This window comes from Wolbachia endosymbiont of Tetranychus urticae (genome assembly GCF_046529255.1).
GTDB lineage: Bacteria > Pseudomonadota > Alphaproteobacteria > Rickettsiales > Anaplasmataceae > Wolbachia.
The window spans coordinates 322898-347563 of sequence record NZ_CP114181.1 but is presented as its reverse complement, the minus strand read 5'-3'; the positions used below and the strand labels follow the sequence as shown (position 1 = coordinate 347563).

Sequence of the window (24666 nt, the reverse complement as noted above, 5' to 3'; positions counted from 1 at the left end):
AGAGAAGAAGTAAAAACCTTAACTCTATCTTAAACTGACAACATTACCAAATTCAGTGCTTGTCACATCACTCAGTACTGTACTTGCTTTATATGAACAGTAGCACCCAATTGCAATGAAAGCAAGTGCAGCTACAGCAAGTGAAATACATATTTCTAAATTCGATATTGTTAAACATGCACCAATAGCAAACGCTCCAGATAACACAAAAGAGGCAGAGGCATAGTTACTTTGCCTTCTATTATAAATGCTTGCTTCTGAAAGTTTTCTGTTTTTTTTCTTTAAGTCTTGATTTTGAGCTTGAAGTTCTAATCTCTCTTGCCTTAAATCCCTTTCTAACTGTGAAATTTTATCAGTGTCTCTTGTTCTTTCACTTACGACCCTATTCAGCTCTTGCTCTTTTTCTGTAAGTTGAGCCTTTGTTCTTTCAAGCTCATTTCTAAGGTTTTCGAGCTGCTGCAATTCTTGAGCAATCAAATCGTCGTTTATTTCCGGGGCAACATTATGTACATTTGCTGAAGACTGTTCCACAGTTGCAGGGAATTTTCCATTTAGATATTCTCTGACAGGATTAAAACTTTTAAGCAACTCAATAACAATTTGATCATTCATAAAGCAATTATCTTCTACTAATTTTTTTATATCATCCAAATCTTTTCTATTAACAGCATCAGTTAATCGCTCTTTCATAACTTTCTCAATTATTTGCTTCACCCATGGATTTTGCTCTATAGCTGGTATCGGTTTTATTTGATTAAAATCTAGGTCTTTATGTTCTAAAAGTTTAGTCAGTACTTCTTTTTTATTTTCCTCTGTTATTCCTTGTAAACATGATTTGATAATCAGGCTAAGCAGCGTTTCTATTTCTCCATTGGAATTTCTTTTCCAGCAATTAGGGTTGAATTCTTTATTTAATAGTCTTTTTGCTTCATGGAAATTTCCATTAGCAAGAGCATTCAATAATTGTTTTCCTGTTTGTGCTTTTTGTATTTCTATGATCAAATGCCCAGCACGATGTTTTTTAGCAAATTCCCCAGGATTTTGAAATCTTTTATTTTTTAGATACATACTTATTCTCGGATGACTTAGTAAGAGTTGTAACACTTTCCTTTGTTGAAAGGACATTGCTAGATGCAAAGCTGTATTGCCATCACCTTTTTCTTGAATATTAACATCTATGCTTCGGTGAAGTAGAAGTAACCTAATCATACTCTGATATTCTTTTTCTTCTTCTGTTTCAGAGCCTGCAGATAAATCATCAATTATAGATATCAAAGGTGTCATGCCTTCTTCATTAAACGCATTAACATCCGCACCTTCTTCCAGAGCTCGCTCAAAATCTCCTAGATTTTCATCATCAATAGCTTTAAATAACTTTTCTGTTGATGCACTGAGCTGTCCTGAAGTTATTTGATTTTTAGTTCGTCCATTAACAAACCTTCTTTCAAAAGCTACATTATTTGCCGAAAACATACTAAATTCTCCTCAATCTATAATTTATTAACATAATTATAAAAAAACAAAGAAAATTGCAAGTAATTTAGTTAAAAATTTTAGAACTAATTATGATTCCAAAAATTTTTCTGCATCAAGTGCAGCCATGCACCCTGTACCTGCTGCAACTACTGCCTGGCGATATACCTTATCTTGAACATCACCAGCAGCAAACACCCCTGCCCTACTGGTTAGAGTTGTTCCAGGTTTCGTAATTATATAACCTTGCTGGTCCATTTCAACAAAGCCCTTAAAAATACCTGTATTTGGTGCATGCCCAATTGCAATGAACACTCCATCTACTTTCAATTCCTGGGTTTTATTGATGTCTGTCGATTTAATTGTAATGCCAGTAACTTTCTTAGGATTTTCTTCTCCAAGAATCTGCTCTACGGTATGATTCCATATTACCTTTATCTTATCATTTTTAAAGAGCCTGTCTTGCATTACTTTCTCTGCTCTTAACTTATCACGCCTGTGTATCAGTATAACTTCCTTAGCAAATCGAGTTAAAAATATTGCTTCTTCAACAGCAGTATTTCCACCACCAACAACAGCTACAACTTTATTTCTAAAAAATGCACCATCACAAGTTGCGCATGCCGAAACTCCGTAACCTTGAAATTTCTTTTCACTCTCCAGGCCAAGCCACTTCGCTTGCGCACCAGCTGCGATTATAATTGCATTCGAATAGTAGTCACTAGCATTACCACAAGATCTAAATCTATACTCATTAGAATCCTCAAGTTGTTCAACGCTTTTTATTTCGTCATCTATTATCCTTGCCCCCACCTTTTCTGCATGCAACCTCTTTTGTTCCATGAGTTCTGGACCTTGTATAGAAATAAAACCTGGATAGTTTTCAACATCCGTAGTAATTGTAAGCTGACCACCAGGTTGCATTCCTGTTACTACAATTGGCTCTAAATTTGCACGTGCTGCATATATAGCAGCAGCATAACCCGCTGCTCCAGATCCAATAATAAGAACTTTTGTACTCAATTTATAATTCTGCACTGTATGAGTTTAGATAATCAGCCACTCCTTCATCGCTTGCCTGCATTGCTGGCTTACCTTTTTTCCACCCTGCTGGACATACTTCACCATGCTCTTCATTATGTTTTATTGCATCAATAATTCTAATAAACTCATCGATATTACGCCCTAAAGGAAAATCATTTATCGATTGATGACGTACAATAAACTTATCATCAATAACAAAAGTTGCTCTTAGTGCAATTGAGTCATCATATAAGACCCCATAGTCTCTTGATATAGACTTTTTGATATCAGACACTAAAGTGTAGCTAACCTCTCCAATACCACCATCATTAACTGGAGTGTTTCGCCATTTATAATGTGAAAATTTTGAATCTATACTTATTCCTATCACTTCAACATCACGTTTTGAAAAATCCTCTATTTTGTTGCTAAATGATATCAACTCAGTTGGACAGACAAAAGTAAAATCAAGTGGATAGAAAAAAAGGACAGCATACTTATCCTTTATATGTTTACTTAAACAGAAATCATCAACTATTTTTCCACTAGCAAGAACAGCCGAAGCAGTAAAATCGATAGCGGATTTTGTTACAAGATTCATAACTAACCTATTCATTCTTAATATTTATAATTTTATACCTTGATACATTTACATGCAAGTTTTCTTTAGCCCCAATTTTATAAAAACTTCCTCTTATGGCTGTAAAAATGTTATGATAAGAGCTAATTTTCATGAGTAGGGAAATACCCAAATATTACTATCTTTCACCTTTTCTCCCTTCAAATTTTTAACCATTTCTTTTACACTTACATTCGTGGAAGGTAAATTTTTGCTGGCAAGATGGTTGATCGAAGATTTTTTATTCCCTACTGGAAATGAACGAGATTGTTTTCTCTTCACACTGATATCCGTTTGTGTTACTGAAGCAGTTTTGTTTTCAGCAGGCAACACGTTCTTTACTTGATTTCGCTCAAATCTTTCTTTTAATGCCTTTACTTTACTACTCTCGCGAGTCACTTCTTTTTTCATAGCAACTACTAGTACTTTTGGTCCATCAGCTTTTTTTGCTGATTCTTTACCATCTTGATTTTCAGATTTTAGTGGTAGTATAGGGTTACTCTCAGCTGATTTTTCCACTACTATTTTTTGCTCTGTGCTTACTTTTTCGCCTAAATCTTTAGGCTTTGGTGGTACTGCAGGTTTATCTTTTTTCGGTTCTTGTCTAATTTTTTGATTGGCAGTAAACATTTTCTCTGGTACTGGTGGTACTCTTGGTGGTTTTGGTGGTGCAAGAGATTGAAGTTGTTGTTTCTTCTTATGTTCTCTTTTTGCTTCTATATGTTCTTTAGGAATTGTTGCATAAATCGGCTCCTCTTTAATTGATTGTAGATTACGCAAATCTTTTGTTAAAGATTTACTTTTTTCCTCTTGATAATTTGATATTTCTTCATACTCAGGATCTTCGTTTAATGAACCTCCATAACCTGAATCTTCTCGCTCATATAAGAGATTTTTCTTTTGCTGTCTATTTTCTAAATTTATTCCATATGACCTATATTTATCTTGACTTCTTTCTATTCGCTCTAAATCTGAAATTTTTTGAATAACATCTGTATATTCGATTGCTGTTCTAGCAGTTGAAGGAGGCAATTTATCTTTTATAAAATTCTTATATTCCTAATCGAAACATCTCTTCCTAATATTCTATTGAATATCCTAAGAATTAATGGCTTTTTATTTACCTTCTTTACACAATTATTCAAGTCATCACGTATAACAAGCCTAGCTACATCTTCTGCCTTATCTGTAAAACCCTCTAAAGCATGAGACAGATCTGTTACTGTTTTATAACATTGTTCCTCTGGATTTCCTAGATTTATAGCTTTGATCAGAGAATCAAGATTTTTTTATAATCCTCACTTTTAAATGGATCATGCATACTAATTGTAATGTTTTATTGAAATATAGATCTAATACCAAATTCCATTACTAATCGAACAAATAAGAAACATTACAAACTCGTTTAATAGTAGCACTGGAAATACTGACAATAAAATTACACAGAACATCTTCAAGTAAGCCTATGGTATCGTAGACTCTGTTGCGTAAAGTATTGTGTTTGATATATTGCCACAACCTCTCAACAGGATTCAGTTCTGGTGAATAAGGAGGCAAGTATATAATGGTAATGTTTTTCTGAATTTTCAAACTTTTTGATCTATGCCAGCCTGCACAATCCATTACAAGAAAGGCTTTTTTCGTGCCTAAATCTTTCGACATCTGCTCCAGAAATATATTCATACAATCAGTGTTTACATATGGAGCAAGTAGGCTAATTTTCTTACCACTTCTTGGATTTACCGCACTGTAGATATAGAAATTTTGTCTACCAATTTTCATTTAACCTGCGTTCTGACCCCTTTTTTAAACCATCCGTGTCCGATTTTTGAATGAGTTCCAAATCGTGATTCATCAAAAAAATACCTCCTTTTCAGGGTGGGAATTGACTATTTTATTGAAGTATTTTTTAAACTCTTCTTGCTTGTTTTTATCTTGTTTATGGTGAATTGGCCTCGGTGTTATATAAGAAAACTTCATCCTTTGTATCTCACGATGCACTGTTGATTTGCTAATGTTTAGGCCAAATTCCTCTGAGATTTTTATTTGCACTTCCTTAATAGTAATATTTGGATTTCTTTCTACCCATATTTCAATTTGCTCACGTTGATTTTTGTTTAATTTGCTTTTTCTTCGCCGCTGAGAAGGGGAAAATAATTTTTCTACTCTACCAAATTTTAGATGCTTTATCCATTCAGTCAAAGCAGTCCTTGAAATTTTACATATTCTTGCCACAGCGCTTATACTACTTTCTTTTCCTGCTATCACCGCTTGTAACTTTTTTGAAACATATGCGTTATTTCTGACCTTTTTTAACATTTCTTTCGCCAAATTTACAACTTTTTCGTCTAACAGTTTTGACCTTAATACCATTTATACCTCTCTATTTTATCTACTCTAGTATCACTTCTTTCCCATTATTGTCTATCTGTTCTTTACATAGCGGGAATTGGTATAAGTAATACCAATTCCCGCTATACAAGCAACGAATAAAAAATAATGGAAAAAAAAGCCATACTAGAGTAGATAAAATAGAGAGGTATAAATGGTATTAAGGTCAAAATTATTGGATGAAAAAGTGGTGAAATCAGCAAAAGAGATGCTGAAGAGAGTAAGAAATAATGCGTATGTTGCAAAAAAACTAAATGCTGTAATTGCAGCAAAAAAGCACAGTATAACAGCTGTAGCAAAAATATGTTGCATTTCGAGAAAGGCAATTACTACATGGATAAAGCACATAAAATTTGGAAGAGAAGAAAAATTATTTGCTCCACCTCAACGCCGTAGAAAAACTATATTGAACCAAAGTCAACTTGAACGAATTGAGTTGTGGATAGAAGAAAACCCCAATATTACTATTAGAGAAATGAGAATAAGAATCCAAGAAAGATTTGGTTTGAATATCAGCAAATCCGCAATACATCGTAATATGCAAAGAATGAAATTCTCATACCAATTCCCACTATGTAAAGAACAGATAGACAATAATGGGAAAGAAGTGATACTAGAGTAGATAAAATAGAGAGGTATAAATGGCATTAAGGTCAAAACTGTTAGACGAAAAAGTTGTAAATTTGGCGAAAGAAATGTTAAAAAAGGTCAGAAATAACGCATGTGTTTCAAAAAAGTTACAAGCGGTGATAGCAGGAAAAGAAAGTAGTATAAGCGCTGTGGCAAGAATATGTAAAATTTCAAGGACTGCTTTGACTGAATGGATAAAGCACATAAAATTTGGTAGAGTAGAAAAATTATTTTCCCCTTCTCAGCGGCGAAGAAAAAGCAAATTAAACAAAAATCAACGTGAGCAAATTGAAATATGGGTAGAAAGAAATCCAAATATTACTATTAAGGAAGTGCAAATAAAAATCTCAGAGGAATTTGGCCTAAACATTAGCAAATCAACAGTGCATCGTGAGATACAAAGGATGAAGTTTTCTTATATAACACCGAGGCCAATTCACCATAAACAAGATAAAAACAAGCAAGAAGAGTTTAAAAAATACTTCAATAAAATAGTCAATTCCCACCCTGAAAAGGAGGTATTTTTTTGATGAATCACGATTTGGAACTCATTCAAAAATCGGACACGGATGGTTTAAAAAAGGGGTCAGAACGCAGGTTAAATGAAAATTGGTAGACAAAATTTCTATATCTACAGTGCGGTAAATCCAAGAAGTGGTAAGAAAATTAGCCTACTTGCTCCATATGTAAACACTGATTGTATGAATATATTTTTGGAGCAGATGTCGAAAGATTTAGGCACGAAAAAAGCCTTTCTTGTAATGGATTGTGCAGGCTGGCATAGATCAAAAAGTTTGAAAATTCAGAAAAACATTACCATTATATACTTGCCTCCTTATTCACCAGAACTGAATCCTGTTGAGAGGTTGTGGCAATATATCAAACACAATACTTTACGCAACAGAGTCTACGATACCATAGGCTTACTTGAAGATGTTCTGTGTAATTTTATTGTCAGTATTTCCAGTGCTACTATTAAACGAGTTTGTAATGTTTCTTATTTGTTCGATTAGTAATGTAATTTGGTATGACCTGAACAGATAAATCACTAGCACGTTCGTTCACAATAACTTGAGAGAAGCTTACATCATTAATAACTGTATTTGCTCTATACAGGAAACCACATCCTATTGCAAAAAAAAGCAACGAAGTTGCAGCAAGTGGAACTGGGTTGTCAACTACGAAACATAGACCAACAGCAAATACTCCAGATAACAAAAAAGCATAAGCATAATTAGTTTGTTTCCTTTCTTGAGCAACTGCTTCTATCTTTATGAACTCTGGTTCTATTATTTTCTTAACATATCCTGCAATACAATCTCTTGGACTTTTGTTTTCATAGTTTTTAATATTAGTTTTGATCTTTGGATGTGTGAGTAATATTTTTACTATATCTATACTTCCCATCTCGCAAGCAATGTGTAAAGCTGTATTTTTTCTTCTTGCCGGTCTCAATTTCCTCCTCTGCACGAGCATAATTTTGAGGTATAAATCCTTCATTAACAGGTTGTGAATTGTCAAGGTATATGCAGCGAAGATATGGACTCCTATCTACTACTTCTCTCTCCTCAAATTCGTAAACTGGATAACCATCATGTTCCTTTGGTCTTCTCTCCATAACAGCTTGCTTGCTTTTAATATTTACATCAATTTTTTATGCTGTACAAGCAACTTAGCCATAAGCTCTAAATATTGATGTTCCTCGTTATTACTAGTAACAAAAGCTGAAATAATGCACATCAAAGGTGTCATTCCATCTTCAAAAGCATTAACATTCGCTCCTTCTTTCAATGCTTGTTGAAAATGATTCCAAGCTTCCTCAGGTGTTATTCTTTCACCACTAGCATTTTGAAATTCAATAGCTTTAAACAACTTTTTTATTGCTTCACTTGTACTAAACATTTTAACCCCCTATCACAACAAACTTGATAAAATCATACATAGAAAAAATTAAAATATCAATTATTAAGCTAATGATCCAGAATATACTCCTTCGTTAAAGGAGACTGAGCATTTTCAAAGATTTCTTGAGTACTTCCGAATTCAACAATCTTGCCATTGCAAAAGAAAACTATGCTGTCAGCTAATTTTTTAGCTTGCTTCATCGAATGAGTTACCATAATTATGGTGAACCTCAATTTCAATTCTTGTATAAGATTTTCGATTGCATTGGTTGCCATTGGATCAAGAGCAGAGCATGGTTCATCCATTAATAAAATAGTTGGCTTTACTGCAATTGCACGAGCAATGCATAATCTTTGTTGCTGGCCACCAGATAAATTTAGTGCACTATCTTGCAATCTATCTTTCAACTCTTCCCATAAACCAACCTTAGTTAAACTACTTTCTACTATTTCATTCAATTTTTGCTTATTTTTTACCATGCCATGCAATTTAGGGCCATAAGCAACATTATCATATATTGACTTTGGAAAAGGATTGGGTTTTTGAAATACCATACCAACTTTTGCTCTGAGCAATACAACATCCATATCACGTGAATATATATTACCCAGCCCATCGATTACCAGTTCACCAGTCGCTCTACATCCAGGTACGTAATCATTCATACGATTAAAACAACGCAAAAATGTCGATTTACCGCACCCAGAAGGTCCGATAAAAGTTATGACTTTCTTTTTGCAAATATTCAAATTTATATCGAATAAAACTTGTTTAGAGCCATACCAAAGATTTAAATTTTTAACGAAAGCGTATTTATCGCTCATACTAAATCCTGCATTGAATAAAGTCCTGGTATTTCCTGTTTATTCTCGCACAACCATATTGCTGCTTGAACCGCCCCTCTAGCAAACGTTGTACGATCAATTGCCTTGTGATTTAATTCTACTCGTTCATCGGAATTGACAAACATGACACTGTGATCTCCTATTACTCCACCTCCACGAGATACTGCAAAGCCTATTCCTCCTTTCCCTCTTATATTTGAATTATTATGTGAATATTGATTGAGCTCAAAATCCACTTTTGCAGCGTTAGCAACTGCTTTACCAAACTCTATAGCTGTTCCAGATGGTGAATCCTTTTTTAAATTGTGATGCATTTCCCAAATTTCAACGTCATACTCATTACCTAAAAGCTTGGCAGCTTCTTTTACCAATTTCAGCAACACATTAACTCCTATACTCATATTTGCTGACCATAATATTGGAACTTTAGCAGCATATTCTTTTAAATTTAGACCTTCTATTCCAGTTGTGCCACTGACTAGCGGTTTTTTAAATTTCACGGCCGCCTTAAGGCAGTCTAGCATACATTCTTTAGTTGTAAAATCTATTACAACATCGGACGATTCAAATACCTCACTAATAGAACTTGTAACTTTGATTCCTAAATTGCAATTATTGCCTACAATAGGCCCAATATCTAAGCCTATATACTCACTGCCCAAGCGAGCAACAGCACCTGCTATTTCCACTTTGGTATTCGTAATTAATTCATTGAGTATTTTCTTACCCATTCTGCCTAAGCAGCCTATTACTCCAACTCTGATTTTCATAAAGCTTTTTCCACTATGTTAGGCTTTTTTTGAAGCTTTGTCATCTTTATAAGCTTAGCATATTTAGCCTTACACTGATAAAACTATAGCTATACATCGATGAATCTATTAAAAATAGATACGAGGAAGATACAGATTATAATTTGTCAATTTTCCGTATGAATAAAACTTATAAAGAAAAAAAGAGCAACAAAGAAGATGCTCTTTTATGAAGGGTTTGTTTTAATAATAACCGTTTCCTACTTTGCTCGGATTAGAGATATAATGTATTTGTGCTTCTGGTTCTCCAGTTATTGAGCGAGGTTGTGCCTTTAACACATTACAAAAGTCCTCCTCTCGTGCATCATGAAAATCATCATCTAATTCCTCTTCTGCATCATAAAACCTCTCTTGTTCATTATCCTCATTATTAACCTCTTGTTGTATTATCTTATTACTAGCATCAGTATTATGCTCATCTTTTTCTTTATGTGCATTAACTAATAGAGATTTATTACAGTTAGCGTTCTTTGCTTCCAGACTAGTAGTTTCTGAGCTTGGTACGCCACGCGCTTTAAAACTTTCAATAGAATCTATTACAACAAATGTTGACCCCTTCTTGAAGCCCAAGAACTTTTTCATTTGCGCTACCTGATAAAGTTCGCGTTTATCTTTTTGTAGCATATTAATAATTAGAGATACGGAACCATCATCGTTATCTCTTTTACTAAAATTAATATTAAAATCATTTTTATTGCAGTGTATTTTCATACGATATTTACCTTTGTTTCTTGGATGCTTATAATCCTCTAGATTTTGTTGAATATCATCTGCAAGACGTAGTTCTAAGTTTCCATTAAAAATGTTGATAGTAGAAGATTCTCTTGTTACTGCCAATGATGTTATACCAATTCCCACTATGTAAAGAACAGATAGACAATAATGGGAAAGAAGTGATACTAGAGTAGATAAAATAGAGAGGTATAAATGGCATTAAGGTCAAAACTGTTAGACGAAAAAGTTGTAAATTTGGCGAAAGAAATGTTAAAAAAGGTCAGAAATAACGCATATGTTTCAAAAAAGTTACAAGCGGTGATAGCAGGAAAAGAAAGTAGTATAAGCGCTGTGGCAAGAATATGTAAAATTTCAAGGACTGCTTTGACTGAATGGATAAAGCATCTAAAATTTGGTAGAGTAGAAAAATTATTTTCCCCTTCTCAGCGGCGAAGAAAAAGCAAATTAAACAAAAATCAACGTGAGCAAATTGAAATATGGGTAGAAAGAAATCCAAATATTACTATTAAGGAAGTGCAAATAAAAATCTCAGAGGAATTTGGCCTAAACATTAGCAAATCAACAGTGCATCGTGAGATACAAAGGATGAAGTTTTCTTATATAACACCGAGGCCAATTCACCATAAACAAGATAAAAACAAGCAAGAAGAGTTTAAAAAATACTTCAATAAAATAGTCAATTCCCACCCTGAAAAGGAGGTATTTTTTTGATGAATCACGATTTGGAACTCATTCAAAAATCGGACACGGATGGTTTAAAAAAGGGGTCAGAACGCAGGTTAAATGAAAATTGGTAGACAAAATTTCTATATCTACAGTGCGGTAAATCCAAGAAGTGGTAAGAAAATTAGCCTACTTGCTCCATATGTAAACACTGATTGTATGAATATATTTCTGGAGCAGATGTCGAAAGATTTAGGCACGAAAAAAGCCTTTCTTGTAATGGATTGTGCAGGCTGGCATAGATCAAAAAGTTTGAAAATTCAGAAAAACATTACCATTATATACTTGCCTCCTTATTCACCAGAACTGAATCCTGTTGAGAGGTTGTGGCAATATATCAAACACAATACTTTACGCAACAGAGTCTACGATACCATAGGCTTACTTGAAGATGTTCTGTGTAATTTTATTGTCAGTATTTCCAGTGCTACTATTAAACGAGTTTGTAATGTTTCTTATTTGTTCGATTAGTAATGGAATTTGGTATCAGGTCCTTTGCTTTCGATTTCTTTTAGTTTGCGATCATTTATTAATTTAAATTGCTCCCATGATGAAGCGAGTTCATTAACACGGTGAGCAATATCAGTAAGTGACATAATAGCCTCCTTTAAAAATAAAATTAGAATAGTATTGTAATTTGAAGGTAATCTTTAATCCCAGTACCTTTTCGTTGTTATGCAAACTGCATTCAGAAAAAAGACCGGTGAATGGCAGCTTAGTATAACTCAAACGCTTGTTTACAATATGGATCCCAGTGCTGGGAGGCGCCCTCATGGTAAACAACGTTCATACAACTGTATACGTATAATGCTCGCGCCTGCCATTTACCGATCTTTTTCTGGATTCCAGCATTGGCTTCATGGTAGATACAAATAACCGTAAGGTGCTTGGTAACGAGAGAAAAATGATACTGATTACTTGTTGAAGTAAAAAAAGCAGTGTAGTATTACACCACCCTAAATACTATACTTAATTGTCAGTACTATACAGCATCCATTTTTTTTGTGTCAAGCATTTTTTTTCGCTGCGTATCTGTTCAGAAGAATGTGCAAATAAAGTATGTAGCTGTACAAATTTGCCAAAACAATAAATGGTATCCTGTGCTGGGATCCATTTTTCTATCATCACCAGAAACGTTGATTACTTTTATACCTGTAAATTTAACTGGATCCCAGTGTCAGGGCACTGGGATGACAGAAGAAAAAGGCCTGTATCGGCTACTTCGATGACACTCACAGCCCTGTCATTCCAGCGCGTGACGCTGGAATCCAGAAAAAAAGAAAAATGGTCAAGCACTAGGATGACACCCATTTAGTTATCTTTTCTCGTCTACCTTGTTTTGCCACCCTGCTGAACGGATACATACCGTTTGTTGCTTTTATTCTATGGTACCTTATCTACCTTGCCGCTCTCCTGCTTCAATCAGTAAGGGATTTCAATATTAATTCTGCACTACTTGCGGGATTGCCGCTTTTTGTAATTGGTCTGCCAATTACGATATAATCAGCTCCTGAATTTATTGCTTCTTTTGGTGTTGCTGTCCTTTTTTGATCATCATGACCTCGATTCATACGGATTCCTGGAGTAATAATTTTAAAGTCTTTACCACATTCTTGGCGCACTTCTTGAGCTTCTAGTGCAGAGCAAACTACTCCATGTAGTCCAATCTTTTTTGCAAGCTTTGCTAGCAAAATTACCTGTGATTTTGCTTTCCTTGCTACTCCGAGTTCACTCAGATCTTCATTGCCCATACTAGTTAGTGCTGTTACTCCAATTAGCTTTATTTTCTTTCCTTGCACTATACTTAGTGCTTCTTTAAGCATTTTTGTTCCACCACTGATATGCAATGTTAGCATTTCAACATCTAGAGCTTTTATTGCTTCAACTGTTCTAGCTACAGTGTTTGGAATATCATACAATTTTAGATCTAAAAAAATTGGTACATTGCATTTTGCAACTTCTCTCACTCCAGAAGGACCATGTGCAGCAAAAAATTCTAACCCAAGTTTTACCATGCCAACCTTATCACGCAGACCATTAGCCCAAGATATGGCTTCATTCAAATCTTGTGTATCCAGTGCGCATATTATTGGGTTCATTATCTTGTATAATTTTTTTTTATAATAAGAGTAATTGTTGCATTTTACAATCCATATTCAGGGATTGGTCCACTTGCAATGCTTTGTACAGACACTGAACACGATAATCTGGTCGGAGTGGGTGAACGACTGGCATATCCAAGATCTTCCTGTAAAGAATCAGACGTTTCCTCCGATGTTTTGGAACCTTTCATTGGCTTGAATTGCACAAGCTGCCCTAATATAAATTTTATTTTCTGAGTCTCCCCTAATATTATTTTTTTTGCTATAATCTTTAATTGTTTCATTTTCTCTTATCGATTCTTCTATCTTATCTATCACATATTGAAGTTGTTTTATTTGACTGTCTCGCTCTAAAAGTGAATTTCTTAAATTTTTCACTTCGTTATTACAATCTTGTCTTATTCTGTCTAACTCAAAAGATTGATTTTTAATTAAACCGTCTGCTTTATCTAGCTCTTCAAATTTCCTTTTTAACTCTTGAGATAAGTTTTTATTTTTCTGATCAATTTCTTTAAATTTACATTGTAATTCATCTAATTTCACACAAAGTTCTTCTTTTCTTTTATGTAATTCTTCTTTTTTCATATATAGTATATGTTTCTCTTCACGTAATTTGTCTATTTCCTTAGATAACTCCTCTTTTTCTTTGAATAATTTCTCTACTTCCTTATATAATTCCTCATATTTATCACTGTCTATTTTTCTTTTCAATTCGATTATAAGTTTTTTCCTCTCAGTTAGATTAGCTTCTTTTTCCTGTAACTGTATTAGACACAACTTAATCTGACAGATAAGAATTAACTGACAGAAGAATTGAGGTAGTTAAAACTAATATCATTCTCTTGTTTCATGCTACTAATATTTTTCTGAAAAGCAATGTGTTTGCTATTAAGAAAAGTCTGAGTAGGCGTTTTGCTATAGCAATATTTGCCTGAATGAGGCCTTGTCTCATTATAAGAACGCAACCAATGATCAACATCTATCTGCAGATCTTCCAAAGAATTGTAGATTTTCTTGCGAAAAATAATATTGTAACACTCATCTTGCATAGTCTTATGGAATCTCTCGCATATGCCATTAGTTTGCGGAGAATTGGCTTTAGTTCTTGAGTGATCAATATTTTTGATTCCTAATACCAATTCTCATTATTAATGAACTAAATAAGAAGCATAGCAGAGTTGTTTAACCGTGGAAGGGGAAAGAGAGGTAATAAATTTACACAAAGCGCATTCAAGCAGAACAATTGTATCGTAGATTTTATTGCGTAAAATGTTCTGTTTTATATATAACCAAAACCTCTCAACAGGATTGAGTTCAGGTGAGTATGGTGGTAGGTATATAATTTCGATATTTTTAGGTGCCTTCCATTTCTGGGATTAACTGCACTATAGAGATAAAAATTTTCCCTACCTAATTTTACCTTAACCTGTGTCCTACTGCCTTTTTTAAACCACCCATGTCCAACTTTTGAATGTGTACCAAACCGTGATTCATCGAAGAAAAATAGCTCTTTTTCAGAATGCATGACAATAGTTTCATTGAGGTTTTTTTTAAACTCCTCTTGCTTGTTTTTATCTTGTCCACTATGAACTGGTCTTGGTGTGATATATGAGAATTTCATTCTTTGCATATTACGATGTATTGCGGATTTGCTGATATTCAAACCAAATCTTTCTTGGATTCTTATTCTCATTTCTCTAATAGTAATATTGGGGTTTTCCTCTATCCACAACTCAATTCGTTCAAGTTGACTTTGGTTCAATATAGTTTTTCTACGGCGTTGAGGTGGAGCAAATAATTTTTCTTCTCTTCCAAATTTTATGTGCTTTATCCATGTAGTAATTGCCTTTCTCGAAATGCAACATATTTTTGCTACAGCTGTTATACTGTGCTTTTTTGCTGCAATTACAGCATTTAGTTTTTTTGCAACATACGCATTATTTCTTACTCTCTTCAGCATCTCTTTTGCTGATTTCACCACTTTTTCATCCAATAATTTTGATCTTAATGCCATCTAAACCTCGCTATTTTACTTACTTCAGTATGGCTTTTTTCCATTATTTTCTATTCGTTGCTTGTATAGCGGGAATTGGTATAACCTATTGAAATTAGTAGAAGAGCTGTTTGAGAATGCAAAAAATGGTAATGTTGAAATTATCAGTAAGCTGAGAGCAATAAAACCCGATGAGCGCGTAGCTGTAACAAATGCTCGTGATGATCAAGGCAAGTCATTAGTCCAGGTTGCAGTAATCAATAAACACTCAAACCTTGCAAGTAGATTATTAGAAATATTAAAAAGTCCAGATCAGAGTTTACAAGATGTCAGCGTAGAAAATCGAGTAAAGAGTTTAAAGTTATAGCTCTCTTAAATGAAACTCTAATGAGGGTGCCAAGATCTAGAAAATATACAAAAATTTTGTTACAAAATAGTGAAATTTAGGAGGATTTTAAAAATATGCTAAATAATAATATTAACAAAGAATTAGAAAAAGCAGTCTATGAACGAAACTTAGAAAAAGTTAAAGCTCTTTTGTCTGCAGGTGCTAATGCTAACCTTAGAGTAGAAAGGAATAGAGATACGTTACTTCATACTACTAGTAGTGTAGAAATTACTAAAGAGCTTTTGTTAGGTGGTGCCGAAGTCAATTCAAGAAACATGTATAGTGAAACTCCACTACATTCTGCTATAACACTGGGGAAGGAATTAGAATTAGTTAGAGAACTTCTGAAACATGGTGCTGATGTAAATGCAACAAACCGTAAAGGCAATACTGCACTGAACCATGCTGTAAAAAAAAGTGGTAAAAATCTGGAAGTAGTTAAAGAACTATTAGAATATGGAGCTGATATTAATATAAGAAATCGTGAACGACGGCTTTATGATAATTGTTCCACATCTTTAGATAACGCTGTAAGTGATCTAGCATGCGCTAAATTGTTGATTAAATTTACTTTAGTAAGGAACTTCAATAAGGATTACGGAAAAATTATTGACTTATCTCCTTATAAAGGAGGCTGTAATTACAGTAAATTATCAAGTTATCTAGATGACTGTGTTTGTGAAATTCTTCAAATGAAAACAGATGAAATAAAAGATAGCCTTCCACTATATGAATATGTTATAAATAATTTTAACATACATGTACTATATAATAATCAATTATCTGTAAGACTAGCAAAAATTGATTATTCCATACGCTATCCTATATATAATGATATCATATTAGATAAGGTAAAACCTTTTTTAGAAAGAGCAGATTTGTTAAATAAGTTAAGTAAGATACAATTTTATACTAAATTAGATGTGGCAGATCAAGATGCCAAAGAAAAGAAAATTATTCTGGATCATGATTCTACATATAATATAACTGAATATCTATCTAATGATAACTTGTTAAACTTTATAGTAGCGTTTGATGATTCCAATAAACGTACTTTTCAATCTTTAAGTTCCTTAAATAATCTCGTAGAGCCTGGTACAAGACTTTATGAAACTTCTATAAGTAATGATACCAAACGTGCAAGATTAGAATAAATACATTTTTTGTCAGTACTAGAGTTTTTTATGAACAACAATTAGTCGTATGGTTCCAGAGAGGTGATACATAAGAGATTGCTATAATGCCAAAACACTAAACTTAGTGCTTTTTTATGTAAGTTGATCATCATTTCTCTTTGTTGTTTTCAAACGGGTTATTATTAGTAGGTGTTACTAAAAATTTAAACAACCAACACATTTCCCACACCCAAAATCAAATGTTGTGAAGGCTTTTCGTCCTGAAATTGCAGGATTAGTAGATATTCTCTCAAAAATATTTTATTAACAAAAGATGCTATTTTAATTTTTGCCATATTAAGTAAACTTTGCTATTCTAATGCTGGTGTAAATATATCTCAGAGAGGGTTTATGCATGTACCTAAACAACAAACCAGTTTTTATCAAGAAGATAGACAGTTTTTATCACGTTCTTACACATCAAAAGAGGAGTTTATTAGAGAATATAAAAAGCTCTACCGCAGAAAAGCAAAAGCTGAAGAACTTTATCTCCTGGTTTTAACTGAACTCGAAGAGGCAATATCAGATGGTAATGTCGACAGCTTAAAAAAATTAAGCAATTTTATTGATTACATAACTGATGCAGAAGATCAAGTAACTTTGAGAGACTATTATGATAATGCTAACAATCCTGTTAAGAGTACTAACTTAGTTATCTTAGCTTGTAAACACAATAAGGTAAAGATTTTAGAATACCTACTTGGCAATAATAGTAAAATTCTCAGTAATTTATCTGTTGGCATCAGAGAAACTACTATATTACCAGATGATGAGGATGAAACATGCCATAATGCGTTTTATTATGCTATACGTTCAGGTAATGTTGAACTTCTTGATACACTCATTAATAAATGGCCAGGTAATTATTTTGCTGTTCATTTCAGGGAATTAGATGAAATTCTTTCACGAGCTTATGAGGAATTAAAACTAAAGAACGTATTCTTGTCAGAAGAGATAGAAATTTTTGTTGAAAATAAGTTGATAAACCTCCGTTTTTTCTCTAGTGCTTCTGGACAAGATCAGAATGTGAAGAGTTATCTTAATAACATAAGAGAGCGGATTGAGTTAGTACTTCAAAATATTAGCCTGTTAGAGGCAGAGTATTCAAACACAGAAAAAGTAGATGAAAAGTTTTTATTCATAGCAAAATTTATTGCACAAAATATTCATATATTAAAGCGGCAGTTGAAATCAACCTACGATAGACTTCCTTGGGAAGAAATGGAATTTTGTTTGATCAGTTTTGTTTCTTCTCACATAAAACGACAGGAAATGAATCTATTCTATAATGCCACATTGAATAAAAGTAAAATACTAGACCACTTGGAAAATTTTGCAAAGAAACTTAAAGAAGAAAAAGATATTATGGAAGGTGTGGACATTGGTAAATTTGCTGATCTCCCGAAGTTAAAACGTGAGAGGGTTGTTGCAGAGATCGTTAGCAATTATCCTCAATTTGGAGAGTTGTATAGCGATTATCAACAAATTAGGGATATTCATTCTTTAGAGAAAATAAGTGATTATATAAAGTTGGCATTATCAGCTAATCCTAAAGAAAGGGAAGGACAGTTAATTATTACAAAGGTTTTACAGGTTATTGGTGAATATTTAAAAAACACTCTAGAATCTCCCAAGTTATCTAGCACTGCAAGCGAGCTTCTTCTACTATCATTACCAAAGAACACAAGAGAAGTCATTATAGATTTACGTAACTCACTATCACATGCTTATTCACTCTCTAAAAGAACAGAGATTGAGGAAAATACAGATGTTAATTTTTTTATTGGTGTTCAAAATGACACTAAGAAAGTTGGTGATGTGATTACTAGTATTCTTTATGACAACAAAATTAAAACTGTCAGAATACTTCTAAGAAAAATTATTAATAGTGAGAACTTGGATGAGATAAAAGAAGTCACCGAAGCGTTTAGCAACGCTAAATTAGATGAAATAACCTCAGGAAACTTTGTAACAATGGAACACGAAAAGCTTAAAAAGCTCATTGCAGAACTAAGCAATAGTGTAACTGAAAAGACAAGTCACGAGCAAGAGCTGTTTAATAAAATTAATAACATAATCAATTGTGCAGGAACTCAATCAGAAAATATCAGAACTGATTATATTACAGGGTTTGCATTATTAAAGAGTTTAAGTATTGGCTTTAGTGATAATAAGATTGACCATAACGTTATTAGGGGAATGAAATTTCGTGCTAATAAAACATTAGAGAATATTGTTCCCCGAATAGAATCTCACAGCCTTAAAGAGATTGCTGAGCTATCGAAGAAGATTTCTCATAGTGTTAAGTCAAGAATACAAGAAGACAACCTTGATGAAGTAAATAGATTAACTTGCGAAATTTTTTATATTGCTGAATTTGGAACAGGTGATATCAAATGGATTGAGGAATTAAGAGAAAAGTTGAATGAGAAAGGTTCTTTTATTCCTGCATACAAACAAAAGAAGACTTACAATATAACAGAAGAAAAATATAATAACCAACTTGCACTGAAGCTATCTGAACTGAAAAGTATTTTAAGGAATAACGCATTGAGTGGTAAATTAATTGAAAAACTCCCTTCCTATAAGAGGAATAAGAAATTGCAAGCAGTAGTAGAAATGCTTGTTCTGGATATAATGTCAATCTTAGGCACCTCAAAGAATTATCTAGAAAACAATTTACTTTTCTTAGATGAGAATACTCCTTTACTAACTGGAAAATGTTTGCGTAATCACTTAGCACACGATAATGCCTTGGTTGATGTATTGTTATCTGATCCCTCAATAGCAGTTATCTTAAACGCTAAAAAACTTACTTCAGAAAACATAATGAAAAGTAAGAAAAAAGTTGGCAAGTTAGTGAGAGACGATCCTTCCAAATTGAAGGATAAATACGATCAAGGTCTTATTACTATTACTAATCAGGAAAGAATGTTTGTCGCATTGGAAGAAGGGAATCTCGAAGACTTAAAGAGTTATCTCAAAAAAGGAGCAGACATCAATGCTAGAAGTATTAACTTATGGACTACATTACATTTTGCTGCTAAGGGACCTAGTCTTAAAATTGTAAAATTTGTTCTTAATCAAAATTTAGACGTTAATGTTAAAGATATTAATGGTCAAAGCCCACTACAGATCGCTGCTGCACATGGAAGAAAAAATATTGTGAAGTTTTTTGTAGGGGAAGCTGGTTTATATGTTGATGATGCAGATAATCATGGCAAAACACCACTACACATTGCAGCCCAAAATGGTCACAAGGATACTGTTGAGGTTTTATTAAAAAATAAAGCCAGTACTGTTACTCAAGATATGAGTGGTCTTTCACCTTTATATTATGCAATAAGAAATAATCATGTTAATGTTGCTAAGGTTCTACTAGAAAAAGATACGAATGTTGATATTAATGAGGCCATGGGTGGCTTTACTCCATTGCATGAAGCTGCAGAAAGTGGTCACCTGGAGTTAGTTAATTTCTTACTTCAAAATAAGGCAGACGTTAATGCTAGAAATGACAGAGATTGGACACCATTACATGCAGCAGCGTTTAATGGCCGTCTGGAAATAGTAAACGCTTTAATTCTGGAAGGGGCAAATGTTAATGCTAGTGTCATAAATGGTTGTACACCATTACACTATGCAATAGAAAACGGTCATGAAAAGATAGCTAATATTTTATTGAAGCATGGAGCTAATGTTAATGTTGTTGACAAAACCTATAATAACACACCTTTGCACTACGCAGCAAAAGATGGACATGAGAAAATTGTTAAGGCTTTACTGACAAATAAGGCAAATGCTAGTATTGCCACTGTGGAAGGTATAACCCCACTACATTTTGCAGTGCAGAGTGGCCACTTGAAGATAGTTGTTGCTCTTCTTGAGCATGGGGTTAACATTCGCGCTAAAGATAAAAATAATGCTACGCCATTACACTATGCAGCAGAGAGTGGTCATAAGGCAGTTGCTGAGCTTTTAATAAAAAATGGAGTAGAAATCAATGATAAAGCCAATAATAATCTAACACCATTACATGTAGCTGCTCTGAAAGGTCACAAAGATATTATTGAACTCCTAATAAGAAATAAAGCTGAAGTTAGAGCTCAAGACATTAAGGGTAGTACACCATTACATGCAGCTGCTATGAACGGTAGCAAAGATGTTATTGATCTCTTGATAAAAAATAAAGCTGAAGTCGATGCTAGAACTAATGATGGTATGACACCATTACATTCAGCTGCTCTAAATGGCCGTGGAGATGCTGTTGTTTTCCTAATAAAAAATAAAGCTGAAGTAAATGCTAAAGCTAATTATGGTCTTACACCGTTACATGCAGCTGTTGTAGAAGACCATAAAGACGTTGTTAATCTTTTAATAAAAAATAAAGCTAAAGTTAACGCGGAAGGTATTGCAGGCAGTACACCATTACATGTAGCTGTGGAAGCAGGTCATAAGGAAATCGTTGAGATTCTGGTAGCAAATGGAGCCAATGTTAATGTTAAGAGCAATAACCTAACACCATTGCTTTCTGCTACTAAATATAATCATAAGGAAATCGTCGAAGTTCTTATAGCAAATGGAGCTAGTGTTAATGTAGAAGGTGGTGAACCTTTATTACTCGCAGTTCTTGCTGGCTACAGAGATATTGTAGAGATTTTGCTAAGAAATAAAGCTTATGTTAACACAAAAGGTCCTGAAAATACTACACTATTGCATTTGGCTGCTAAAAGAGGTGATAAGGAGATAGTAAATGCTCTGATAACAAAAGGAGCTAATGTTGATGCTATGACTATTAATGGTACAACACCGTTATATCTTGCAGCACAAGGAGGTCATGGGGAAATTGCTGAAACTTTGATAGCAAATAGGGCTAATGTTAACATTGTAAATGTTGAAGGTGCTCCGCTACATATAGCTGCAGGACACGGCCATGATAATGTTGTTGAAGTCCTATTAAGTAATGGAGCAAAAATTAATGTTAAAGACAATAAGAGTAGAACATCTTTAGAATTAGCAGTGTCACATGGTCATTTGCAAGTGGTTAAAACGTTACTGCAGTATAAAAAAGTAGATATGAATGCTAAAGGCAATGATGATTGGACTATACTGCACATTGCTTCACAGGAAAGTAACTTGGAAATGGTAAAATGTCTAGTAGATGAAGGGTCTAATATTAATGCTAAAAATGCCTCTGGATCAAAGCCTATACACATTGCAGCTAGAGAAGGTTATAAAAATACGGTAGAGTTTTTCCTTAGCAAGGGGTTGAGTATTAATGAGCTTGGTGCAGCTAACCAGACATTACTACACTATGCTGCAATGAAAGGTCGGTTAGAAGTTGTAAAGTATTTGATAGCACAAGGTGCTGACGTTAATACTAAAGATACTAATGGCTTAACCCCTATGCATATTGCTGCTAATTTTGATTATAAAGACGTTATTGAAGTTTTATTAAAAAATGGTGCAGTTTATAACGCTGTTGACAAGCTTTGTAGAAGACCATTAGAAATGACTAACGATAAAGACGTTATCAATCTATTAGCATCAACTGAGAAATTATTTGAGGCTGTAAAACGTAATAGCTCTTCAGAGGTTGAGAATCACATTCAAGCAGGAGCGTTTGTTAATGCCAAAAATGCTGATAGTGTAACACCATTATATTATGCTGCATGGAAGGGCTATGATGGAGTTGTCAATATTCTATTACAAAATAAAGCTAATCCTAATGTGGTTGGTAACAAGGGGTTTACTCCTCTGCATTATGCTGCTAAGTTCTCTCACTTAAAAGTTGTAAAGGCCCTATTGTCTAATGGTGCAGTATACAATGCTGTCTCTGACAGTGGGAAAACACCATCAGGTTTTACTGTGGATAAAAGTATAACTAGCTTATTTAAACTAGTCAGTGAATCATTTAAAAAGGTTAAAGATGGTAATGCTCAAGTTATTAATGACCTAAATAAGATAAAGGATATTGATACAGTAAAAGCAGTGATGAGTGCTCGTAATAGAGAGAACAAAACGTTAGTAGTTGCTGCAGTACATAGTAACTTTTCAAAAGTCGAGCAGTTGAAGCAGATATCGCAAAGTGACGTATCCGCTCAGATTGATACGGCTTTAGTGCTCTTGAATCAAGGCAATTACCAAAAAGCCTTAAGTATTTTCAGAGGCGCATTTGAAAGAAGAAAAGAAATACTAGGACCAGACAATCCTGGTACTTTAGATATTCAGACATATATAGCCAAAGTGCTATATAAGCAAGGAATTTACCAAGAAGCTTTAAATATGCTTGAAGAGATTTTTCAGAAACAAAAAGAAATGCTGGGTTTAAACGATAAGGATACTTTAAGTACAAGAAGTACAATCGCTTTAGTGCTGCATAGAAAGGGGAAAGATGAAGAAGCTTTTAATATTTATCAAGAAGTCTATCAGAGACAAAAGGAAATACTAGGGTCAAATCATTCAGATACCTTAAATACTCAGTTTCACATGGCATTAGTATTAGATAAACAGGGAAAATATGAAGAAGCGTTAAATATCAATAGGGCAGTTTTTGAAAAGAGGAAAGAAACACTAGGTACACATGATCTAGCCACTGTGAGTGCCAAAAATAATATAGCAATGGTACTAGCTAACCAAGGTAAATACGAAGAGTCCTTAAAAATCTATAAAGAGGTTTTTGAAAAGAAGAAAATAATTTTAGGTATTAATCATGCTGATACCTTGAGAACGTTACATAACATTGCTGGGGTACTCTTCAATCAAAATAAACATCATGAAGCCTTGAAAGCTTTTCAAGAGGTTTTAAATATCCAGAAAAAAGCTTTACAACAAAATCACCCAGAAACCTTGAATACTCAATACAACATAGCAAATGTACTTTTTGCTCAAGGGAAATGGATCAGCGCACTTAAAGTCTACAGAGAAAGTTTAGATCAAAGAAAAGCTGTTTTTGGACCAAGTCATCCGAGTGTTTTAGATATTTTAAAAAAGATAGAGATGATTAATTTTAGATTTAAGCTTGAGGGTAGCGAAGCATCAGAGGTTCTCCAGCATCTGCAGAAAGATATCAACATTGCTGCTAGTAAAGGTGATATACGAACTGTTCAGCGTCTGTTAAAAGATGGAGCTGATGCCAACGATAAAGATATTGATGGAAGAACACCGTTGCATTACGCTGTTAGCAATGGACACATAGATATAGTAAACATCTTACTAACAAATGGAGCTAATGTTAGTCAAGTTACTAATAAAGGTAATACACCATTACACACTGCTACTTCCAAATGTTACAAAGAAATTGTTGAGGTTCTGTTACAACATATCAGTCGTGATAAATTAAATGACTTTGTTAATGCTAAAACTACTTCTAGTGGTACTACATCACTTCATGTTGCAGCTAAAGGTGGCTCCTTGGAAGTTGTAAAATCTTTATTAAGACATGGTGCAATTTATAACATCAAGAATAAAGAAGGTAAAGCACCACTTGATCTTTCTCGAGACCAAAATATTACTAACCTATTGAAATTAGTAGAAGAGCTGTTTGAGAATGCAAAAAATGGTAATGTTGAAATTATCAGTAAGCTGAAAGCAATAAAACCCGATGAGCGCGTAGCTGTAACAAATGCTCGTGATGATCAAGGCAAGTCATTAGTCCAGGTTGCAGTAATCAATAAACACTCAAACCTTGCAAGTAGATTATTAGAAATATTAAAAAGTCCAGATCAGAGTTTACAAGATGTCAGCGTAGAAAATCGAGTAAAGAGTTTAAAGTTATAGCTCTCTTAAATGAAACTCTAATGAGGGTGCCAAGATCTAGAAAATATATAAAAATTACAGTGGACTTTACATCTTACTA

Annotated in this window: 15 protein-coding genes and 9 pseudogenes; 6 read left to right on the top strand and 18 right to left on the bottom strand. The window is 33.8% G+C overall.

What is annotated here, in order from left to right:
- Positions 1 to 24 precede the first annotated feature (24 nt).
- The 5 genes and pseudogenes from O1Q06_RS02030 to O1Q06_RS02010 all read right to left on the bottom strand — a co-directional run bounded on the left by O1Q06_RS02030 (position 25) and on the right by O1Q06_RS02010 (position 5488).
- A complete protein-coding gene (locus O1Q06_RS02030; RefSeq protein ID WP_410542878.1) occupies positions 25 to 1473 on the bottom strand; it encodes an ankyrin repeat domain-containing protein in 1449 nt (482 codons plus the stop codon).
- Positions 1474 to 1563: 90 nt separating this feature from the next.
- The gene (gene trxB / locus O1Q06_RS02025; RefSeq protein WP_264682645.1) at positions 1564 to 2511 is read right to left on the bottom strand and encodes a thioredoxin-disulfide reductase; all 948 of its coding nucleotides are present in this window, start codon (positions 2509 to 2511) and stop codon (positions 1564 to 1566) included.
- Positions 2498 to 3097 carry a peroxiredoxin gene (locus O1Q06_RS02020; RefSeq protein WP_410542877.1) on the bottom strand — a complete coding sequence of 200 codons (600 nt, stop codon included), beginning with the start codon at positions 3095 to 3097 and terminating at the stop codon, positions 2498 to 2500. The genes trxB and O1Q06_RS02020 overlap by 14 nt, the downstream gene beginning before the upstream one ends.
- Positions 3098 to 3226: 129 nt before the next feature.
- Complete coding sequence (locus O1Q06_RS02015) at positions 3227 to 4147, bottom strand: hypothetical protein (protein WP_410542876.1); 921 nt, start codon at positions 4145 to 4147, stop codon at positions 3227 to 3229.
- A gap of 339 nt (positions 4148 to 4486) precedes the next feature.
- Positions 4487 to 5488 (bottom strand): annotated as a pseudogene (locus tag O1Q06_RS02010) (IS630-like element ISWpi10 family transposase).
- Between the two features lie 172 nt (positions 5489 to 5660).
- Here O1Q06_RS02010 and O1Q06_RS02005 point away from each other — a divergent pair.
- Together O1Q06_RS02005 and O1Q06_RS02000 are read left to right on the top strand one after the other, a co-directional pair.
- Positions 5661 to 6077, top strand: a pseudogene (locus tag O1Q06_RS02005) (helix-turn-helix domain-containing protein); the annotation flags it as partial.
- A 70-nt stretch (positions 6078 to 6147) separates the two neighbouring features.
- Positions 6148 to 7149 (top strand): annotated as a pseudogene (locus O1Q06_RS02000) (IS630-like element ISWpi10 family transposase).
- Here O1Q06_RS02000 and O1Q06_RS01995 read toward each other — a convergent pair.
- From O1Q06_RS01995 to O1Q06_RS01970, 6 genes and pseudogenes are all read right to left on the bottom strand, one after another.
- The gene (locus O1Q06_RS01995) at positions 7112 to 7543 is read right to left on the bottom strand and encodes a hypothetical protein (RefSeq protein WP_410542875.1); all 432 of its coding nucleotides are present in this window, start codon (positions 7541 to 7543) and stop codon (positions 7112 to 7114) included. The pseudogene O1Q06_RS02000 and the gene O1Q06_RS01995 sit on opposite strands and share 38 nt — an antisense overlap.
- The gene (locus tag O1Q06_RS01990) at positions 7488 to 7754 is read right to left on the bottom strand and encodes a hypothetical protein (protein ID WP_410542874.1); all 267 of its coding nucleotides are present in this window, start codon (positions 7752 to 7754) and stop codon (positions 7488 to 7490) included. Before O1Q06_RS01990 ends, O1Q06_RS01995 begins: the two co-directional genes overlap by 56 nt.
- 23 nt (positions 7755 to 7777) lie before the next feature.
- Complete coding sequence (locus O1Q06_RS01985) at positions 7778 to 8038, bottom strand: hypothetical protein (RefSeq protein ID WP_410542873.1); 261 nt, start codon at positions 8036 to 8038, stop codon at positions 7778 to 7780.
- A 68-nt stretch (positions 8039 to 8106) separates the two neighbouring features.
- Entirely contained in the window at positions 8107 to 8865 is a 759-nt protein-coding gene (pstB, locus tag O1Q06_RS01980; RefSeq protein WP_410542872.1) for a phosphate ABC transporter ATP-binding protein PstB, read from the bottom strand.
- The gene (gene dapB, locus O1Q06_RS01975; RefSeq protein WP_410542871.1) at positions 8862 to 9656 is read right to left on the bottom strand and encodes a 4-hydroxy-tetrahydrodipicolinate reductase; all 795 of its coding nucleotides are present in this window, start codon (positions 9654 to 9656) and stop codon (positions 8862 to 8864) included. The genes pstB and dapB overlap by 4 nt, the downstream gene beginning before the upstream one ends.
- 339 nt (positions 9657 to 9995) lie before the next feature.
- A pseudogene (locus tag O1Q06_RS01970) lies at positions 9996 to 10541 on the bottom strand (hypothetical protein); the annotation flags it as partial.
- A gap of 81 nt (positions 10542 to 10622) precedes the next feature.
- Here O1Q06_RS01970 and O1Q06_RS01965 point away from each other — a divergent pair.
- A pseudogene (locus tag O1Q06_RS01965) lies at positions 10623 to 11624 on the top strand (IS630-like element ISWpi10 family transposase).
- A gap of 14 nt (positions 11625 to 11638) precedes the next feature.
- On the opposite strand, the pseudogene O1Q06_RS01960 reads toward O1Q06_RS01965, so the two are convergent.
- The 6 genes and pseudogenes from O1Q06_RS01960 to O1Q06_RS01935 all read right to left on the bottom strand — a co-directional run.
- Positions 11639 to 11749 (bottom strand): annotated as a pseudogene (locus O1Q06_RS01960) (phage major capsid protein); the annotation flags it as partial.
- An 822-nt stretch (positions 11750 to 12571) separates the two neighbouring features.
- Complete coding sequence (gene pyrF, locus O1Q06_RS01955; protein WP_410542870.1) at positions 12572 to 13252, bottom strand: orotidine-5'-phosphate decarboxylase; 681 nt, start codon at positions 13250 to 13252, stop codon at positions 12572 to 12574.
- A 159-nt stretch (positions 13253 to 13411) separates the two neighbouring features.
- Complete coding sequence (locus O1Q06_RS01950; protein ID WP_410542869.1) at positions 13412 to 14032, bottom strand: hypothetical protein; 621 nt, start codon at positions 14030 to 14032, stop codon at positions 13412 to 13414.
- A gap of 20 nt (positions 14033 to 14052) precedes the next feature.
- Positions 14053 to 14397, bottom strand: a pseudogene (locus O1Q06_RS01945) (integrase core domain-containing protein); the annotation flags it as partial.
- A 6-nt stretch (positions 14398 to 14403) separates the two neighbouring features.
- Positions 14404 to 14613: pseudogene (locus O1Q06_RS01940) on the bottom strand (transposase); the annotation flags it as partial.
- An 11-nt stretch (positions 14614 to 14624) separates the two neighbouring features.
- A pseudogene (locus O1Q06_RS01935) lies at positions 14625 to 15269 on the bottom strand (IS630 family transposase); the annotation flags it as partial.
- An 88-nt stretch (positions 15270 to 15357) separates the two neighbouring features.
- Here O1Q06_RS01935 and O1Q06_RS01930 point away from each other — a divergent pair.
- The gene (locus O1Q06_RS01930) at positions 15358 to 15615 is read left to right on the top strand and encodes a hypothetical protein (protein WP_410542868.1); all 258 of its coding nucleotides are present in this window, start codon (positions 15358 to 15360) and stop codon (positions 15613 to 15615) included.
- Between the two features lie 95 nt (positions 15616 to 15710).
- Positions 15711 to 16790: an ankyrin repeat domain-containing protein gene (locus tag O1Q06_RS01925; RefSeq protein ID WP_410542867.1), complete on the top strand. Its 1080-nt coding sequence runs from the start codon at positions 15711 to 15713 to the stop codon at positions 16788 to 16790.
- Positions 16791 to 16975: 185 nt separating this feature from the next.
- On the opposite strand, the gene O1Q06_RS01920 is transcribed toward O1Q06_RS01925, so the two are convergent.
- The gene (locus O1Q06_RS01920) at positions 16976 to 17107 is read right to left on the bottom strand and encodes a hypothetical protein (RefSeq protein ID WP_264954044.1); all 132 of its coding nucleotides are present in this window, start codon (positions 17105 to 17107) and stop codon (positions 16976 to 16978) included.
- Positions 17108 to 17162: 55 nt separating this feature from the next.
- Here O1Q06_RS01920 and O1Q06_RS01915 point away from each other — a divergent pair, with 55 nt between their 5' ends.
- Positions 17163 to 24587, top strand: a complete 7425-nt coding sequence (locus O1Q06_RS01915) for an ankyrin repeat domain-containing protein (RefSeq protein WP_410542866.1) — start codon at positions 17163 to 17165, stop codon at positions 24585 to 24587.
- Positions 24588 to 24666: the final 79 nt, after the last annotated feature.

Bases quoted from the DNA above. Each gene is read 5' to 3' on its own strand.
- O1Q06_RS02030 (WP_410542878.1), bottom strand. From the start codon at position 1,473: ATGTTTTCGGCAAATAATGTAGCTTTTGAAAGAAGGTTTGTTAATGGA.
- O1Q06_RS02020 (WP_410542877.1), bottom strand. From the start codon at position 3,097: ATGAATCTTGTAACAAAATCCGCTATCGATTTTACTGCTTCGGCTGTT.
- O1Q06_RS01995 (WP_410542875.1), bottom strand. From the start codon at position 7,543: ATGGGAAGTATAGATATAGTAAAAATATTACTCACACATCCAAAGATC.
- O1Q06_RS01990 (WP_410542874.1), bottom strand. From the start codon at position 7,754: ATGGAGAGAAGACCAAAGGAACATGATGGTTATCCAGTTTACGAATTT.
- O1Q06_RS01985 (WP_410542873.1), bottom strand. From the start codon at position 8,038: ATGTTTAGTACAAGTGAAGCAATAAAAAAGTTGTTTAAAGCTATTGAA.
- pstB (WP_410542872.1), bottom strand. From the start codon at position 8,865: ATGAGCGATAAATACGCTTTCGTTAAAAATTTAAATCTTTGGTATGGC.
- dapB (WP_410542871.1), bottom strand. From the start codon at position 9,656: ATGAAAATCAGAGTTGGAGTAATAGGCTGCTTAGGCAGAATGGGTAAG.
- pyrF (WP_410542870.1), bottom strand. From the start codon at position 13,252: ATGAACCCAATAATATGCGCACTGGATACACAAGATTTGAATGAAGCC.
- O1Q06_RS01925 (WP_410542867.1), top strand. From the start codon at position 15,711: ATGCTAAATAATAATATTAACAAAGAATTAGAAAAAGCAGTCTATGAA.
- O1Q06_RS01920 (WP_264954044.1), bottom strand. From the start codon at position 17,107: ATGGCAAAAATTAAAATAGCATCTTTTGTTAATAAAATATTTTTGAGA.
- O1Q06_RS01915 (WP_410542866.1), top strand. From the start codon at position 17,163: ATGCATGTACCTAAACAACAAACCAGTTTTTATCAAGAAGATAGACAG.